The sequence below is a fragment of the Pseudonocardia sp. genome (assembly GCF_035305885.1).
Lineage (GTDB): Bacteria > Actinomycetota > Actinomycetes > Mycobacteriales > Pseudonocardiaceae > Pseudonocardia.
The window spans coordinates 1-15,280 of the sequence record NZ_DATGOP010000013.1 but is presented as its reverse complement, the minus strand read 5'-3'; the positions used below and the strand labels follow the sequence as shown (position 1 = coordinate 15,280).

The 15,280-nt window shown below is 74.6% G+C and carries 14 protein-coding genes; 7 read left to right on the top strand and 7 right to left on the bottom strand.

The window, feature by feature from the left end; all coding sequences use genetic code 11:
• The 5 genes from VKZ81_RS02190 to VKZ81_RS02170 all read left to right on the top strand — a co-directional run bounded on the left by VKZ81_RS02190 (position 1) and on the right by VKZ81_RS02170 (position 3,850).
• Positions 1-861 carry a MaoC/PaaZ C-terminal domain-containing protein gene (locus tag VKZ81_RS02190; protein ID WP_324239670.1) on the top strand — a complete coding sequence of 287 codons (861 nt, stop codon included), beginning with the start codon at positions 1-3 and terminating at the stop codon, positions 859-861.
• Between the two features lie 13 nt (positions 862-874).
• Positions 875-2,059 carry a thiolase C-terminal domain-containing protein gene (locus VKZ81_RS02185; RefSeq protein WP_324239669.1) on the top strand — a complete coding sequence of 395 codons (1,185 nt, stop codon included), beginning with the start codon at positions 875-877 and terminating at the stop codon, positions 2,057-2,059.
• Positions 2,060-2,062: 3 nt separating this feature from the next.
• Entirely contained in the window at positions 2,063-2,464 is a 402-nt protein-coding gene (locus VKZ81_RS02180) for a Zn-ribbon domain-containing OB-fold protein (RefSeq protein WP_324239668.1), read from the top strand.
• 46 nt (positions 2,465-2,510) lie between these two features.
• Entirely contained in the window at positions 2,511-3,149 is a 639-nt protein-coding gene (locus tag VKZ81_RS02175; RefSeq protein WP_324239667.1) for a TetR/AcrR family transcriptional regulator, read from the top strand.
• 104 nt (positions 3,150-3,253) lie between these two features.
• Complete coding sequence (locus VKZ81_RS02170) at positions 3,254-3,850, top strand: HNH endonuclease (RefSeq protein ID WP_324239666.1); 597 nt, start codon at positions 3,254-3,256, stop codon at positions 3,848-3,850.
• Positions 3,851-3,949: 99 nt separating this feature from the next.
• Here VKZ81_RS02170 and VKZ81_RS02165 read toward each other — a convergent pair whose 3' ends face one another.
• From VKZ81_RS02165 to VKZ81_RS02135, 7 genes are all read right to left on the bottom strand, one after another.
• Positions 3,950-4,996 carry a hypothetical protein gene (locus tag VKZ81_RS02165; RefSeq protein WP_324239665.1) on the bottom strand — a complete coding sequence of 349 codons (1,047 nt, stop codon included), beginning with the start codon at positions 4,994-4,996 and terminating at the stop codon, positions 3,950-3,952.
• Between the two features lie 120 nt (positions 4,997-5,116).
• Positions 5,117-6,526, bottom strand: coding sequence for a M1 family aminopeptidase (locus tag VKZ81_RS02160; protein ID WP_324239664.1), 1,410 nt, complete (start codon positions 6,524-6,526; stop codon positions 5,117-5,119).
• On the bottom strand, positions 6,523-7,797 hold the full coding sequence (locus VKZ81_RS02155) for a heparan-alpha-glucosaminide N-acetyltransferase domain-containing protein (RefSeq protein WP_324239663.1): 1,275 nt from the start codon (positions 7,795-7,797) through the stop codon (positions 6,523-6,525). Before VKZ81_RS02155 ends, VKZ81_RS02160 begins: the two co-directional genes overlap by 4 nt.
• Complete coding sequence (locus VKZ81_RS02150; RefSeq protein ID WP_324239662.1) at positions 7,794-8,618, bottom strand: dimethylarginine dimethylaminohydrolase family protein; 825 nt, start codon at positions 8,616-8,618, stop codon at positions 7,794-7,796. The genes VKZ81_RS02155 and VKZ81_RS02150 overlap by 4 nt, the downstream gene beginning before the upstream one ends.
• Complete coding sequence (locus VKZ81_RS02145) at positions 8,615-9,337, bottom strand: BPL-N domain-containing protein (RefSeq protein WP_324239661.1); 723 nt, start codon at positions 9,335-9,337, stop codon at positions 8,615-8,617. The genes VKZ81_RS02150 and VKZ81_RS02145 overlap by 4 nt, the downstream gene beginning before the upstream one ends.
• On the bottom strand, positions 9,334-9,963 hold the full coding sequence (locus tag VKZ81_RS02140; RefSeq protein ID WP_324239660.1) for a 4'-phosphopantetheinyl transferase family protein: 630 nt from the start codon (positions 9,961-9,963) through the stop codon (positions 9,334-9,336). Before VKZ81_RS02140 ends, VKZ81_RS02145 begins: the two co-directional genes overlap by 4 nt.
• Positions 9,960-13,952, bottom strand: coding sequence for a Pls/PosA family non-ribosomal peptide synthetase (locus VKZ81_RS02135; RefSeq protein WP_324239659.1), 3,993 nt, complete (start codon positions 13,950-13,952; stop codon positions 9,960-9,962). Before VKZ81_RS02135 ends, VKZ81_RS02140 begins: the two co-directional genes overlap by 4 nt.
• A 38-nt stretch (positions 13,953-13,990) precedes the next feature.
• Here VKZ81_RS02135 and VKZ81_RS02130 point away from each other — a divergent pair, with 38 nt between their 5' ends.
• Both VKZ81_RS02130 and VKZ81_RS02125 read left to right on the top strand, forming a co-directional pair.
• Positions 13,991-14,125, top strand: a complete 135-nt coding sequence (locus VKZ81_RS02130; protein WP_324239658.1) for a hypothetical protein — start codon at positions 13,991-13,993, stop codon at positions 14,123-14,125.
• Positions 14,126-14,839: 714 nt separating this feature from the next.
• A partial coding sequence (locus VKZ81_RS02125; RefSeq protein ID WP_324239657.1) for a hypothetical protein occupies positions 14,840-15,280 on the top strand: 441 nt, incomplete at its 3' end.

Here is a 15,280-nt window from a genome sequence, read left to right as displayed (position 1 = left end):
ATGGCGCTGGACCACAGCCTGGTGGGGGTCGCGTCCGAGCCGGTCGAGCGGACCTGGTGCGCCGACGACGTCATCCTGTACGCGCTCGGCGTCGGCGCCGGCGCACCCGACCCCACGGCCGAGCTCGCGTTCACCACCGAGAACACCGCGGGGGTCGAGCTGCGCGTGCTGCCCACGTTCGGCGTGCTGGCCGCCCAGGCCCGCACCGGGCGCCGCCTCGGCGACTTCGACCCGGCCAAGCTCGTGCACGCCGAGCAGGCGTTCGAGCTGCACGCGCCGCTGCCCGTCGACGGTCGGGTGCGGGTGGTCTCCACCGTCACCGGGATCGCCGACAAGGGCAGCGGGGCCCTGGTGACCACCGAGAACACCGCCACCGACGCCGACACCGGCAAGCCGCTCGTCACCAGCCGCAGCGGGGTGTTCATCCGCGGCGAGGGCGGGTTCGGACGGTCCGGGCCGTCGAGCGAGCCGTGGGAGCTGCCCGAGCGGGCCCCCGACGAACAGGTCCGCTACGCCACCCGGCCCGAGCAGGCGCTGCTCTACCGGCTGTCCGGGGACCGCAACCCGCTGCACGCCGATCCCGCCTTCGCCGCACGCGGCGGGTTCCCCCGCCCGATCCTGCACGGGCTGTGCACCTACGGCTTCACCGGCCGGGCGCTGCTGCACGCGCTCTGCGGATCCGACCCGGACCGGTTCGACGCGATGTCCGGGCGGTTCACCAGGCCGGTGCTGCCGGGCCAGGAGCTCGTCGTCTCGATCTGGGACGACGGGCCGGGCGGCGGTGCCGGGTCGGCGCTGTTCCGCACCACCACCGACGACGGCACCGTGGCCATCGACCGCGGGCGCGTCCGTTTCCACTGACCGGAGGTAACGCATGGCAGCGCGGGCCGCGGCGATCGTCGGCATCCACGAGTACCCGTCCAGGCGGGTCGACGGCGTGTCGAAGTGGCAGATCAAGGCCGAGAGCGCGGCCCGTGCCCTCGCCGACGCCGGCCTCACCCTCGCCGACGTCGACGCCGTGTACGACGCGGGGGAGACCGGCCCCATGGCCGGCATCGCGGTTCCGGAGTACCTCGGCATCACGCCGCGGCTGGTCGACACCACCGCGGTGGGGGGCAGCTCGTACGAGTTCCACGCCGCGCACGCCGCGCGGGACATCGCGGCCGGACGGGCGCGCGTCGCCCTGCTGACCTACGGGTCCACGGCGAAGAGCGAATCGCGGGCCATCGGCACCGGCGCCCGGTCGATGGGCGACCCGGCGCCGGGGAACAACATGGAGGTTCCCTACGGGCTGCCGCTCATCGGCAACTACGCGCTGGTCGCGCAGCGCCACATGCACCAGTACGGCACCACCCCCGAGCAGCTCGCGGAGATCGCGGTCACCACGCGTGCGCACGCCGTCCGCAACCCGGAGGCCGTCGCCGGGCTCGCCGCGCTCGGTATCCGCAACTCGGGCGAGATCACCGTCGACGACGTGCTGGGCTCGCCGCTCGTCGCCGACCCGTTGCACGTGCTCGACTGCTGCCTGGTGTCCGACGGCGGCGGCGCCGTCGTGATCGCCGCGGCGGACGTCGCGCGGGACTGCCGTACCACCCCGGTCTGGATCACCGGCGCGGGCGAGGCGGTCGGCTACCCCGGCAACGACCGCGACATCACCACCAGCGCCGCGGCGCTCTCCGGGCCGCCCGCCTTCGCCGAGGCGGGGGTGCGCCCCGAGGACGTCGACATCGCGATGATCTACGACTCGTTCACGATCACCGTGCTCACCCTGCTCGAGGACCTCGGGTTCGCGAAGAAGGGCGAGGGCGGACCGTACGTCGAGGGCGGGCGGCTGCGCTTCGACCGGCCCGGCGCCCCGGCGCTCAACACCGACGGCGGCGGGTTGTCGTCGAACCACCCGGGCATGCGCGGGATCTTCCTGCTCATCGAGGCCACCCGGCAGCTGCGCGGGGAGTCCACCGCGCAGGTCGAAGGCGCCCGGACCGCGGTCGCCCACGGCAACGGCGGGTTGCTCGGCACCCGCCACGCCGCCGCCACCGTCGTCCTGGAGAGGGGCTGAGAGGTGCCCGGAGAGCCCACGCGTCCGCTGCCCGTGCTCACCGAGCCCGACACCGCCGAGTTCTGGCGGGCGTGCGGCGAGCACCGCCTCACCTACACCACCGACCGGGACGGCGGGGTGGTGTTCTACCCGCGCCGCACCGACGGCGGGCAGGTGCGCGACTCGGCCGGCCGCGGCGTCGTGTACACGTACACGGTCGTGCGCCGGCACGGGCACCCGTACTTCCGGTCCCGCGCCCCCTACGTCGTCGCGTACGTCGACCTCGACGAGGGCTTCCGCCTGCTCGCGGAGGTCGACGCCGACCCCGACGCCGTTCACGTCGGCATGCGGGTGGAGGTGGGCTGGGAGGACCACGGCGAGACCGCCGTACCGGTCTTCCGTCCCGCGGGATCGGCGGCGACGTAAGCTCGCGACCGGCGCCCGAGGGGAGCCAGGGGTCCGAGGAGGCGCCGTGACAGTGCGCAGCGGCCGCGGAGCAGGCCGGCAGTGGAGCACAACCGAACAGACGCGGTCGCAGTTCCTGGACGCCGCCCGGATCGTGTTCGCCCAGCGCGGCTTCGCCGAGGCGAGCGTCTCGGAGGTCGTCGAGCGGGCCGGGGCCAGCGTCGGGAGCCTCTACCACCACTTCGGCGGCAAGGCGGAGCTGTTCACGGCGCTCTGGGAGCGCTACCGCGACGAGCAGCACGAGGTGGCCGCCCGCGCTGTCGCCGCGGCGCGGGCCGCGGGCGAGACCGACCCGTTCACGCTGTTCGAGGCCGGGGCGCGCGCGTACCTCGAGGCCACGTGGGCCAACCGCGACATGGTGAAGCTCGTGCACGACGGGGACACCCCGCCCGGATTCCAGAAGCTCCTGCGGCAGACCAGCAAGGCGTGGGTGAAGGACAACTTCAAGCTGCTCGGTGCGAGCAACAGCCCGGTCAACCGGGTCCTCGTCGCGCTGCTGACCAGCTTCATCGGCGACGCCCGCCGCGAGATCGCCTCCGCTCGCTCCGCGAAGGAGGCCCGTCAGCTGGTCGACACGATGATGGAGGTGCTCGGCCGGATGCGGGCTCTCATCGAGAGCGAACTGCTCGCCGACGCCGCCCGCTGACCGACCTCATCCTGCCGCCGAACGTGTGATCGGCAAAACGGTCCTATATCACACGTGCGTAAGCCGCCTCACTGTGGTCTTATCTGCGGCAGGGAGGTGGTCGTGTGAAGCACCGACAACCCGACCCCATCGGTACCGACCCCGAGCCAGGGGAGGTGCCGGGGGCCGCGCGGCACCCGAGCGCGGTCCCGACGGGGTCCCGGGTCCTGCTTCTGAACGCCACCTTCGAGCCGCTCGCCGTCGTCACGGCGAAGCGCGCGATCGTCCTGATGCTCACCGGCAAGGCCGAGTGCGTCGAGGAGTCCCTCGGCGGCGCCGCCTTCCACTCCGAGAACCTCACCATCCCCGCGCCGTCGGTGATGCGGCTGTCCCGCTACGTGCGGGTGCCGTACCGGCACACCGTCCCGATGACCCGCGCCGGCGTGCTCCGCCGCGACGGGCGGCGCTGCGCCTACTGCGGCAAGCGGGCCGACACGATCGACCACGTCGTCCCCCGCAGCCGGGGCGGCACCCACAGCTGGGACAACTGCGTCGCGGCCTGCCGCACCTGCAACTCCAAGAAGGCCGACCGGCTCATCGAGGAGCTGGGCTGGACCCTGCAGGTCACCCCGCGCGCCCCGCGCGCGGCGAACGGCCTGCTGGTGCTGGCGGTCGAGCCGCTGCCGTCCTGGGAGCCCTGGCTGGGCCAACGCGCCGCCTGACCCCGCGAGTCGCGCGCTGAGTGCGGGCGAGTCGCGCGCTGGGTGTCGGCGAGTCGCGCGCTGAGTGTGGGCGAGTCGCGGGCTGCGCGCGGCCCGGGCTCAGCCGCGCGCCCGACGCCCCGGCGGCCGCCCGCGGTCGGGCCGCCCCCTGCGGTGCGGGCTGGTGCGGCTCCACCGGCGCGGCGGCCCACCGGCCCGGTCGTGCCCGTCGGCGTGCGGCCCCGCGGCGACGGCGGGGGCGAGGATGCGGATCCCGTCCGTCACCGGGCCCACGGTGACGGCGCCGACCCGGCTCGGGGAGTCGGCGCCCCGGCGGCCGTCGGCGCGTTCCGGTGCCCCCAACCGGGCCGGCACGGGCGACACCGTGGGTGCGTTCAGCCCGCGCAGGACTGCGACGAAGAACGCGACCGCGGCGACCAGCAGCATCGCGACCGCCGTGAGCTCGAGCGCGGCGTCGACCGCGCCCGGGTCCGACCCCGGCGGCTGGCCCGCGATGATCCGCACCGCGTGCGCGGCCGACATCGTGGCGAAGGCGATCCCGGTGCGACGGACCAGCGCCCGCCCGGACCGGGTCCCGGCGATCAGCGCGATGATCCCGGCGGCGCCGGTGCCCGACCACGCGACGACGTCGAGCCCGGCGACCAGCCAGCCGGGCGGCATCCGCCCGGGCAGCGCGACGGCGACGGCGCCGACGGCCACGACGATCACCATGGTGAGCCCGCCGACGGCCCACGCCGCCCACCGCCCGGTCCGCCCGGTGACCGGCCCGCGCACGGCCAGCACGAGCAGCCCGAGCGCGCCGAGCATCGCGATGGACCCGGCCAGCACCCAGGTGTTCATCGGGTCGGCGAGGCCCGCGGCCCGGACGAGCAGCGCCACGCCCGCGTAGAGGGCGACGGCGCCCGCGGTCCGCCCGGTGCGCGCGCTGCCGGTGAGCGCGGCCACGGCGGCGAGCAGGATCGCGGCGGCGAGCCCCGCCGCGAGCGCGAGCACGCCGACCGCCTCGTGGGCGACCGCGTGCCTGCCGTGGATCAGGATGCCGAGCAGGACGGCGCCGCTGAACAGGGCGGCGAGGACCAGCAGGTCGAAGGCGAGTGCGCGGCTGGTTCCGATCAGGCCGCGATGCCCGGGCGTTGTGCTGCGCAAGGTCGTGACCCCTCGACGTCAGGGGCGGCCGTGGTCGGCCGGGGGCTGGGGAGCTCCATTCGGCCTTTCGACAACCGGGTGGGTGCCGTTACCGATGCGATCGAGCGCCGGACCTGCGGTTCAGCCCAGCGCCCCGTGCCGCCCGAGCAGCTCAACGACCTCCGGCAGCTCGGCGAAGGCCGCCTCGACGTCCGCCGGCTGCGCGACGCGGTGGGCGTTGGCCGCGATGTAGCCGCGCAGGGCGCGGTCGAACCGGTCGGCCCCGACGCGGTCGCGCGCCTCGAGCAGCAGCGCCGCACCCTGGCTGTAGACGCCCTGCTCGTAGCGGCCGAAGCCGCCCTGCTCGGCCCAGTACGACATCGGGGCGCCGAGGTTGCCGCGCCGTCGCCGGGGGAGCTCGTCGAGCCGGTAGACGTCGCGCTGCCCGGCGACGACGGCCTGGGCGTAGGTGGCGAAGGCCTCGTCGATCCACGGGTCGCGGGCCTGGTTGTTGCCGACGAGCGCGTAGAACCACTGGTGGGCGAGCTCGTGGGCGATGAGGGAGTGCAGGCCGCGGCGGTCGACGTCGCCGAACTGCAGCGCGGCCGGGAACTCGATGCCGTCGGACTGCGGCGGCGCGATCGCAACGGAGAGCTCGGGGTAGGGGTAGGGGCCGAGCAGCTCCTGCAGGGCGGTGAGCATGCTCTCGATCTCCGACGCCCACACGTCCGGGGGGACGCGGGTGCCGCTCGCCGGGGTGCCCAGCGCGACGTCGACGCCCGCGGCCTGGAACGCGGTCACGTCGTAGTCGCCGACGGCGACGGCCACGTCGCGGACGGCCTCGGCGGTGAAGCGGTGGGTCGTGCGGCCGGCCTGCCCGCTGGTGCCGCCCGGGGTGCCGGTGGCGAGCACCCGGTACCGGCTGGGGGCGGTGACGGTGAGCTGGGCCAGTCGGAAGTCCTCGCTGACGACGGTCTCGCCGCCGAGGTCGACCGCCTCGTCGCGCGCCCAGCCCTCGCCACGCACCCAGGACAGCAGGGGGAACGCGGTGGCGAACCACGCGACGTCGGCCGACGACGAGTAGCCCATCCGCTCGGGGGCGTCCTCGCCGAGCGCGAGCACGAACTCCAGCTCCGCCCGGATCGCCTCGCCCGGTTGCCGGCACCGCTGCAGCGGCAGCTCGACGAGCGTGCCGTCGTGCGTGTCCGGGGCGCCGGCGGCCTGCACGACCGGCTGCGTCGCCACGCCGTCGACCACGGCGGAGGTCAGCGACATCCCGCTGCCGCTCTCCGCGGTCGTCGGCTTGTTCGGCCACATCCGCACGACCAGCTCGCAGACCGGCGCGTCCGGGGTGAACGTGAGCGACTCGCGGCCCTGCACGCTCGTGAGGTCGTCCGAGACGTCGTAGGCGAGGTCGACGACCGGACGCGCTTCCCAGGGATCGGCGCGCTCCGGCTCGGCCGGGGCGGTGGGACCCGCTACGGCCGTGCACCCGGTGAGGAGGACGGCGGCGAGCAGCCCGACGACGGCGGCCGGCCGGGCCGGCCTCACCAGGTGCGGTCGCGCCACGTCGGTGCGGGGAGCTGGTCCCACCGGTCGACGGCCGCGCGCGAGCGGTGCGCCGCCCAGCTCACGAGCGACTCCAACGGCCCCTTGCCCATCGCCTTCCGCCACATCACCGCGAACACCACCCCCGCCGCCACCTGCACGAGGAATCCTGCCATCGGCTCGTACACGTCGAGGTCGGAGCTCATGAACAGCACCGAGGCGGTGTAGAGGGTCAGCGTCATCGAACCCGCGGCGGCCAACGGCACGCCGACGAGCCGGACGACGCGGGCGGGCCCCGACCCGGCCAGCCGGTCGAGCAGCAGCATCGCCCCGATCACCGCCAGCGCCGAGCCGGTCGTCTGGACGAGGTCGGGTGTGGTGCCCGCGTGGGGCGAGGCGACCGCGAGCCACCACCAGGTCGTCGTCGGCGTGGTGCCGCTCGGGAGCAGGGCGACGTAGTCGGCGATCGAGCGGTAGCCCTCCACCTCCTCGGCCGGGGTGGCGGCCGCGATGCCCGCCATGCCGCCGAGCGGGTACAGCAGGACCAGCGACGCGGCGGTGGCGGCGACAGCGGCGCCGACGCCTGCGCCGACCAGCCCCGCCGCGACGCGCACCGACTCGAGCCGCAGCCGGCCGACCACCAGCCCGGCGCAGAGGTAGGCGAGCCACGGCAGCGCCGGGTAGGCGCCGGTGAGCGTGAGCTCGCCGAGGAGCCCGAGCGGATCACCGAACAGCTGGGCGAACGACGGGTTGTCCGGGTCGGGCACCGGCAGCCCTGGGCGCAGCAGGTGGCTCAGCACCGGCACCCCGGCGGCGACCACGGCGCCGGTGGCCGCGATCGCCCAGGTCGGCAGCAGCACGAGCGGTACCGCGAAGAGGAAGAGCACCGCGTAGTAGCACAGGATGACGGACACGATCTCCGCGTCCGTGCCGCCGAGCGCGAGCCCGATCAGGCCGATGCCCACCGCGCGGGCGACGAGCGCGGACGCGGCGGCGAGGAAGGGACGGCCGGGCACCACCCGGGCGCGGCCGGTCGTGAACGCGATCCCGACGCCGGCCAGGACGGCGAAGAGCGCCGCGGACCGGCCCGCGACGACCGTGTAGAGCGGGGTGGGTGCACCGTCGTCGGTGATGACGACGAGCGCGTGCACCGCGACCATCCCGAGCAACGCGAGGCCGCGCGCCATGTCGATCCCCGCGAGGCGGGGACGGCGGGGTGGCGGGAAGACGATCGTGGGGAGCGCGTGCCCGTTCACGGGCGCGGTCTGCGTCACGAGGCCACCGCCTGCACGGCGCGCACCGCAGCCGGGTTGTCGAGCGTGAGCGAGGTGCAGCGGACCCCTCCGCCGCCCTTGCGCAGCTGCGTGGTCACCACCTCGTCCACGACGAGCCCCCGCTCGCGCAGGGCCGCCGCGAACCGGGGGGCACCATCGGACATCGTGACGGTGCTCCCGTCGCTGACGAGGTTCAGCGCGAAGCCGAGCGCCTCCGCCTCGTCCACCTCGACGAGGTCGCAGCCCAGCGCCTGCAGCCGGGCGCGGCTGGGCAGGTCGAGCGCCTCCGGGCAGTAGGCGAGGGTGTTCTCGTCGATCACGGCGACGGCGAGGTCGAGGTCGTACCAGCGCGGGTCGACCGTGCGCAGCGGGACGATCTCGTAGCCGAGGTACTCGCGCAGGACGGCGTGCACGCGCCGGTCGGTCCGCTGGCCGTACCCGGCGAGCAGCAGGTCGCCCCAGGGGAGCGCGTCGCCCTGGCCGCTGAACGCGTAGGGCGTGTCGATCACGATGAAGCCGGCCTCGATCAGCCACGAGCGGTGGTGCGGGGTCTCGGGGCGGCGCTGGGCGGGGAGGTTGCCGAGCACCGCGACGTCGCCGCGGACCACGGCGGCGTTCGCCGTGTAGACCATGTCCGGGCAGCCCGGCACGGAGGGCAGGTACGCGAGGTCGCGGCCGGCCCGTCGGTGCGCGTCGAGGATCGCGCGGTGCTCTGCGGCCGCGGCCGCGCGATCGGGCTGGTCGGCCCGGTCCATGTAGGGGTTGATCTCGTAGTCGATCCGGAAGTGGTCGACGTCGGAGACCAGGAGACGGGAGTTCACCAAATCCTCCTCCAGCCGGCCCTGGCGGGCCGGGCGGCGTTGGCGGCGGGGCCGCCCATCAGTGCATCGATCAGGTCGTGGCCGAGCTCGGCGTGCTCGGGGTCGGGGTCGGGGAGGCCGAGGTCGCCGTACCAGTCGGGCGTGGCCTCGGGGTGCGGGCCGACCACCCCGACCCGGCCGGCGCCGAACGGCGCGACGAGCGCGGCGAGCTCCCCGTTGGGGTAGCGCGCGAGCACGTCCACGCCGGTGGCGTCGGGGTCGAGCTGGAACACCGGCCCGTCCTGGAAGAACAGGTAGCGCTGCGATCCGCGCCACCGGAGCTCGACCACGGTGTCGTCGGTGGTGCGGACGGTCGCGCGCTTCGTCCGGACGTACTGGTCGGTGTCGCCCGGCAGCAGGCCGAAGCCCGGGGTCTGGCCCGCGAGGTAGCCGCCCAGGCAGAAGCCCAGGTAGCGACCGCCGGCCGCGACGTAGTCCCGGATGGTGTCGCGGTAGCGGCGCATCCTGCGGTACGCGGGCCCGAGTTCACCGCCGCCGGGCTGGGCGTACAGGGCCGCCCCGGCCAGCACGTCGCTCGTGATCCCGAGGCGTTCCTTCGGGCCGACGAACCGGACGTCGAAGCCGTGGGCGGAGCTCGCGAGCAGGCCGGCGACCGCGTCCGAGCACGCGGACGGCTTCGCGGCCTTGCCCCGGTAGACCAGCGCGAGCGGGGCGCTCATCGCACCGCTCCCGCCGGGGTGGCGGCGAACGACACCCGGACCGCGAGCGGCCCGCCGCCGGGAACGGCGACGGCGACCGCGAGGTCCGGCCCGACCACCTCGGCGTGGTCGGCGCACGCGTCGAGGCAGCGCGCGCCGTCGTCGAGGCCGGCCCCGCACACCCGGGCGGCCGCCTCGACGCGGCACCACCAGAGCGCGAACTCCCGGGGCGCCCCGTCGGGTCGGGCGGCCTCGAGCGCTGCGCGGCCACGCGCGGGCAGGAAGCTCACCAGCGCCGGGGTCGGCGGGGTGGGCACCACCTGCTTGAGGTCCACCCCGACGGGCAGGCCGCGCGCGGTGGCGACGGCGCAGTAGCGCCCCTGTTCGGTGGCCGCGACGTGCGCGCCGGGGGCGACGGTGAACGGGCCGCCGTCCAGCCCTCGCCGCAGGGTGATCTCCGCAGGCGGGTGCCCGGCGACGTCGGCGGCCGCGGCCCGGAACGCGTGCCGGGCCGCGAGGAGCCGCAGCCGCCGCCGCTCGTTGCGCACGTGCGCGACCAGCGCGACGTCACCCGGTGTGAGGCCGTGCCGGAGCGCCTCCTCCGGCACGCCGTCGAGGTCGAGCACCGTGATCCGCACGCTGGTCACGCCGGCACCCCCTCGGCCGGGATGCCGCGCCACCGGGTGCCGGGCGGGAGCTCCTCGCCCTTCATGACCAGCGACAGCGCGTTCAGCACGGCCTGCCGGCCGACGACCGCGTCGTAGAGGACGATCGCGCGGTCCCCGACGGTCGCGCCCGCTCCGATGTGGACGGTGGACATCTTCATGACGCGGTCCTCGAAGAGGTGGGTCTGCAGGGACACCCCGCGGCCGACGGTCGCGTGGTCGTCGATCGTCACGAGGTCGAACTCGGTGAGGTAGGTGGTGCCGATCCAGGTCCGCTTGCCGATGCGGGTGCCGAACAGGCGCAGCAGCGGCGGGAGGAACGGCGTGCCGATCACCAGGTTGAGCAGCGCGGGCACGGCCGCGGCCTCGTACAGGCCGGTGACGAACTCGGTGCGCCGCACGAACCGGCTCCACAGCGGTTCGACCCTCGGCCGGTACGCGCCGACGACGCACCACTTGATCGTCGCCACCGCGATGACGACGGCCAGGCTCGCGCCGATCGCGAGCAGCGGTGCGAGCGCGGCGACGATGAGCAGGCCCAACCGGTCGGCGAGCTGTGAGATCCCGAGCAGGTACAGGTAGAACGCGACCGCGAGCAGCGACGCCGGGAGCGTGATCCGGAAGAACTCGATCACGAGCCGCTCGGCGCGCTGCCGCCGGCTGGGCCGGAAGGTGAGCGTCTCGTCGTAGGTCCCGCTGTCCTGCCGCTTGGGCAGGTAGATCGCCGGGGACCCGAGCCAGGACGTCCCGGGCGGCACGCCGCCCGCGGGCGGCACCGTGTGCACGCCCACGAGCGAGTCGTCGCCCATCGTCGTGCCTGCCGGGACCATGGAGGCGTTGCCGACGAAGGCGCGCCGCCCGACCACGGTGTGCTGCAGGGCCATCCGGCCGTTGGCGAACGTGGCGCTGCCGACGCTCGCCATGTCGGCGACGAAGCTCTCGTCCTGCAGCGTCAGCAGGGCCGGGTCGAGGTGGGCCGCGGTCGAGACCTCGGCGCCTCGGCCGACCTTGGCGCCCAGCGCCCGCAGCCACGGGACCGTGTAGAGGGTGGCGTAGAGCGAGTTGGTGTGGGTGAGGCTCTGCTCGAGCAGCTTGTCGACGATCCACTTGCGGATGCCGAGGCCGGAGCGCAAGCCGTGCACCCCCGGTGGGGTCCGGGGGAGGACGAGTCGCCGCGTCCCGGCGACGAGCCCGCACACGGTGAGCACGAACACCGGCCCGACGAGCGCGGCCGCCACGAGGCCGGCGACGATGCCGTGGTTGAGCAGCGCCCACCACACGAGCGCGACGCCGGGCACGAACATCACCAGCGGGAGCAGCTCGAGCAGGCACAGGCCCGCGAGCGCCCGGCCCCGCAGCCGCTGCGTCCACCCGGGCACGGGCCCGGCGGCGAGCATCGACTCGACCGTGGGCGAGAGCCGCTCGACCCGCGCCGACGGCGAGCCGGCCCACCGCTCGCCGTCGCCGATGACCTGGCCCTGCGCGATCATCGAGTGGTTCGCGACGGCGGCCTCGTTGCCGATGGACGCGCCGGGCTCGAGGACCGCCCCGGCGCCGACGAAGGCGTCCGCCCCGACCTGCACCGGCGCGACGTGCACCCACCCGTCCTCGACGGTCCACGGCCGCACCTCGACGCCGTAGCCGAGCGAGGCGCCGGGGCCGACCGCGAGCATCGTCGGCATCGACACGGCGCTGGTGGCGATGTGCACGTCCTCCCCGATGCGGGCGCCGAGCGCGCGCAGGAACCCCGGCATGAACGGCGAGCCGCTGAGCACGGGGAGGGGTGCGAACCCGAGCAGCACGTCCATCGCCCACAGGCGCACGAACGTCATCGACCACAGCGGGTAGCGGCCGGGGCGGATGTCCGCGGCGCACAGGCGGACGAAGAACGGCACCAGCAGCCAGCGCGCGCCGAGGAAGGCCGCCGAGATCGCGAGCGCCAGCTCGCCGAGCACCTCGATCGAGACGTCCCCGTCGTTCGCGCTGTAGACCGCGACGACCGGGAACCCCGCGACGAACAGCAGCGCGTAGAGGATCGCCGCCTGCGCCGTCCCCGCCGCCGCGACCCGGCGCCACGGGTGGGGCTTCGCGGGCTCGCGCGGCGCCGCCACGGCGGTGAGGGGTTGGGTGGCGTCGGACGTGTCGAGGGCGGCGGCGAGCGAGCGGACCGTCGGGTTCGCGTACAGGTCGCGGATGGCCGGGCTGCGCCCGATGCCCCGCTCGCGCAGCGCGGAGACGACGGTGGCCGCGAGCATCGAGTGCCCGCCGAGGTCGGCGAAGAAGTCGGCCTCGACCGACAGGGCGTCCGGCTCGATGCCGAACGCCTCGGCCCACACCTCGCGGATCCGCTGCTCGACCTCGCTCGCGGCCCCCACCACGGGGCCGCCGGGCCCGGCGGCGACGCGCCGTTCGGTCGGGTCGGGCAGCCGGTTCCGGTCGACCTTGCCGCTGGGCATCATCGGCAGGGCGCCGAGCACCTCGAGGTAGGCGGGCACCATGTAGCCGGGTAGGCGCCGGCGCAGCTGCGCGAGCAGGCGGTCCACGGCCGCGTCCGGATCGACGGCGCCGTCGCGCGGCACGAAGTAGGCCGCGAGCTCGTCGTTGCCGCGCACCCGTTTGAGCGCGGCCACGGCGCTCTCGACGTCGGGGTCCTCGAGCAGCACGTTCTCGATCTCCTCGAGGTCCACCCGGTGGCCGCGGATCTTGACCTCGCTGTCGGCGCGGCCGAGGTAGACGATCTCGCCGTTCGGGTCGATGCGCCCGAGGTCGCCGGTGCGGTAGAGCCGGCCCGGCCTGCCGTCCGGCAGCGGAGGGGCGAGCGGGTGGAAGACGAACCGCTCGGCGGTCTTCTCGGGCAGACCGACGTAGCCCAGCGCCACGCCGGGGCCGCCGACGCAGATCTCGCCGACCTCGCCATCGGGCACCGGGCGCAGCCGGTCGTCGAGGATGACGATCGAGTACGTGGGCAGCGGGCGCCCGATGGTCACGGGCTTGTCGGGGACGAGTTCCCCCCAGGTGCAGGTGACCGTGGTCTCGGTCGGCCCGTAGGTGTTGAGCATGCGGCGCCCGGGGCGGCTCCACCGCTGGACGAGCCCCGCCGGGCACGCTTCCCCGCCGACCAGCAGGTTGCGGATCCGGGGCAGGTCACGGGGGATCGTCGCGAGGAGCGTCGGCACGCAGTACAGGACGGTGACCCCGCGCTCGTCGAGGAAGTCGGCGAGCTCCGCACCCAGCTTGCGCGAGTCGGTGGGCCCGACGACGAGGGTCGCGCCCACGGCGAAGGTCGGCCAGATCTCCTCGATCGAGAAGTCGAAGGAGACCGTCATCCCCTGGTAGACGCGGTCGGTGGGGCGGACGTCGTAGATGCGGGGCACGACGTCGATGAAGTTGCAGATGCTCGACTGCGCGACGGCGACGCCCTTCGGTCGCCCGCTCGACCCGGACGTGTAGATCACGTAGCAGACCGGGTCGTCGTCGGGATCGGTGGGCAGCGGCCCCGGCCGGGTGGTGGGGGAGCCGTGCAGGTGTTCGCCCAGCTCGTCGAGGTGCCACACCGGGGTGGCGGTGAGCTCGGCCGTGGTCGGGGCCAGCGTCGTGCTGCTGAGCAGCAGGTTGAGGTCGGCGTTCTCGGCGATGTAGGCCACGCGCTCGGCGGGCGCGCCCGGGTCGATCGGCACGAACGCGGCGCCGGCCTTGAGGATCCCGAGCAGGGCCGTGTACGTGAGCCACGACCGCTCGAGCAGCAGGCCGACCCGTGACCCGGCGCCGACGCCGTACGCGCGGAGCAGGTGGGCGAGCTGGTTGGCCCGTCGTTCCAGCTCGGCGTAGGTGAGGACGAGGTCGCCGTCCTCGACGGCGATCGCCGACGGATTGCGGTCGCAGCTGGCTTCGAAGAAGTGCTCGAGTCTTCTCGGTGGACGGGGTCGTCGTCGATCCGCAATGCGGCGGTCGAGGAGCCCCGGAGGCGGCATCAGCGCCATTCGTGCGTTCCCCCCCAATGCGTGTTGTCGTGCGCGTCGCGCAGCGCCTGGTCGGCCTGTCGGATTCGATCGAGGACGGCCGCCGATCCCCCGTCGCGCGCGGCACGCTGATGGTTTCGCCCGTGTTACCGGCGCTGTTACGCGGCGCGGGTGCCGATTTCTGAGAGTTCGCTTTCGGTGCTGCACCGGTTGCTGCGTTCGGCCTTCTCGCGCACGCCATTGTCTGCGCCGAACGGAGCACGGGGGTGCGCTGTTCGGGCTTCGTGTAACGATGTTCGCGTCCGCGACGTTGGGCAGGTTGTGAGGGGAGTCGTGGAGCCGCCGTCCCGGGTGCGGGGTCGGCGCGGACCGTGGGGGTGTGGTCCACCGTGAACGGTGAGGCCGGTCGGGTGCCGGCCACGTGGCAATGATCGGTTCCGGGGGGCCGGTGCCGGTCGTTCGATGCGGGGTTGTCCGCCCGGGACGTGGTCGGTGTGATCGCCTTCCACGAATGCAGCCGCCGGGCCCGATGCCGGGCGGCGGGTCGCGTGTCCGGAGGGCCGCGGTAGCCGCTGGACGGTGCAATCCGCGGGGATGTTCGGGCTACTGCCGGATCGGACGTTCCCTTTCTGGAAAATGACTTCACGCGCCGACTGGCGCGTTCACCTTTCCTTTTTCTGCAATTGTCCGGACAGGAGGAACGGCCCCGAACGGGACCGCTCGCGGGCGCCCGTTCGACGGGGCGCCCGCCCATCCGGGGAGCGCGGTAACGCCGACGACGACCGATGCGACTTGATCGGCGAGTCGGTCCCCGTCCGGATGCTCCGGGTCGTGCCGCGGGGATACGGGGACGCCCGTCCTCGACGCCAGGGACCGCACATCGGGAGTAGCAGAACGTGATGCGAGTGATCGCCCCGGCTCCTCGCGAGCCGTGGCGGGAGGTGCTTGCCCGGGATCCGCACGCCCTGCCCGAGCACGCGCCGGAGTGGATCGACGCGATGGTCGCCCGGGGCGCGTACGAGGACGCCTCCCGCCTGTACGAGTTCAGCGACGGCCGCCGCTTCGTCCTGCCGCTCGTCCGGCGGCGGGGGCCGTCGGCACCCGGTGGCTGGTACGGGTCCTACCCGACGGGGTGGGGCATCGGTGGCCTCGCGGGCGCGGGCGTCGACGCGGGGGTCGTCGCCGCGGTCGTCGACGACCTGCGTTCGCTCGACGCGGTGCGGGTCACCGTGCGGCCAGATCCGCTGCAGGCGCACGCCTGGGCGGCGGTGGACGGGCCTGGGATCACGCGGATCGCACGGCGGGCGCACGTCATCGACCTGTCGGGCGGAGTCGAGGCC

Excerpts from the sequence above, each read along its gene's own strand:
- VKZ81_RS02190 (WP_324239670.1), top strand. The coding sequence starts at position 1 with ATGGCGCTGGACCACAGCCTGGTGGGGGTCGCGTCCGAGCCGGTCGAG.
- VKZ81_RS02185 (WP_324239669.1), top strand. The coding sequence starts at position 875 with ATGGCAGCGCGGGCCGCGGCGATCGTCGGCATCCACGAGTACCCGTCC.
- VKZ81_RS02145 (WP_324239661.1), bottom strand. The coding sequence starts at position 9,337 with ATGAGCGCCCCGCTCGCGCTGGTCTACCGGGGCAAGGCCGCGAAGCCG.
- VKZ81_RS02135 (WP_324239659.1), bottom strand. The coding sequence starts at position 13,952 with ATGCCGCCTCCGGGGCTCCTCGACCGCCGCATTGCGGATCGACGACGA.